This is a genomic window from Thiolapillus sp. (assembly GCF_048562965.1).
GTDB lineage: Bacteria > Pseudomonadota > Gammaproteobacteria > Chromatiales > Chromatiaceae > Thiolapillus > Thiolapillus brandeum_A.
In genome coordinates this window covers 1-826 of the sequence record NZ_JBHNMF010001152.1, presented here as the reverse complement: position 1 = coordinate 826, position 826 = coordinate 1, and the positions used below count along the sequence as shown (strand labels likewise).

The following is an 826-nucleotide window of genomic DNA, read 5'->3' as shown; positions in this document are numbered from 1 at the left end:
GCTCCCTGCAAACGACAATATCCTTGTCAAGGCAGGTGATTAATTAATTCAGTATATTGGCATGCGCTAATTATCTGGAGCTGCCCGAAAAAGATAGCTATTTATAGACGGTAACTAAGTAATAATTGCTCACTGAGGTGAGCGGACAACTATGCTGACACAGGGGGGGTTAACCTCATCAATCCCCATGATCACCGGAGTTTCGTAGCGCACCGTCCGTTCCAGTTCATCAATCAAATCATGAGCGATGTTCTTGACGGTATTCACCGCAACGCCTGTTTGTTCTGCCAAGGCACGGAAAGTCGTGCTCAGGCACTGTTGCCGGATGACATCAACCAACTTGATTACCCACCAATCTCAGCCATTCGTAAGAAACGATACGGTATGGGAGGCGTCCTGAGGCCAACGTAGGCGAGTCGCTCAATCATGTCATCCAATCGATACCGCCGGTTGAACCGATACTCAAACTCTGCAAGATACCTGGGAACATGCTTAAGGCTTACAGAATGAAAGGTTCCGGTTATTGCATTTTTTACGTTGCCCGGCATGGTATTCACCCATTTGAAGGATGGGTGTTCAACCCCTTTACGCCCACCTTCGGAGACGAAAGGAATAGGATGGCATCCTGCCTTTTCCACTGCTTTGAAACAAGCCAAGCCATCGCTGACCACAATGCTTCCAACCTCCAGGCTCATCTTTGCGTAACGGTAACTACTCACCCCTATCAGCATAGAGCTGTCCCGAAAAGGCCATTTGAATGGCGACCAGCGGATTGTATCCCTGATTTGCCATGGTCTGCAGGTAACTGGAGATGCGGCAATAGGCC

1 protein-coding gene and 1 pseudogene are annotated in these 826 nt (G+C 48.9%); both read right to left on the bottom strand.

Going from position 1 to position 826, the window contains the following annotated elements; translation table 11 throughout:
• Positions 1 to 168: 168 nt before the first annotated feature.
• Positions 169 to 342: pseudogene (locus ACOCD2_RS22960) on the bottom strand (helix-turn-helix domain-containing protein); the annotation flags it as partial.
• A gap of 2 nt (positions 343 to 344) precedes the next feature.
• Positions 345 to 731, bottom strand: coding sequence for a transposase (locus ACOCD2_RS22955; RefSeq protein WP_293650455.1), 387 nt, complete (start codon positions 729 to 731; stop codon positions 345 to 347).
• Positions 732 to 826: the final 95 nt, after the last annotated feature.

Bases quoted from the DNA above. Each gene is read 5' to 3' on its own strand.
- ACOCD2_RS22955 (WP_293650455.1), bottom strand. From the start codon at position 731: ATGCTGATAGGGGTGAGTAGTTACCGTTACGCAAAGATGAGCCTGGAG.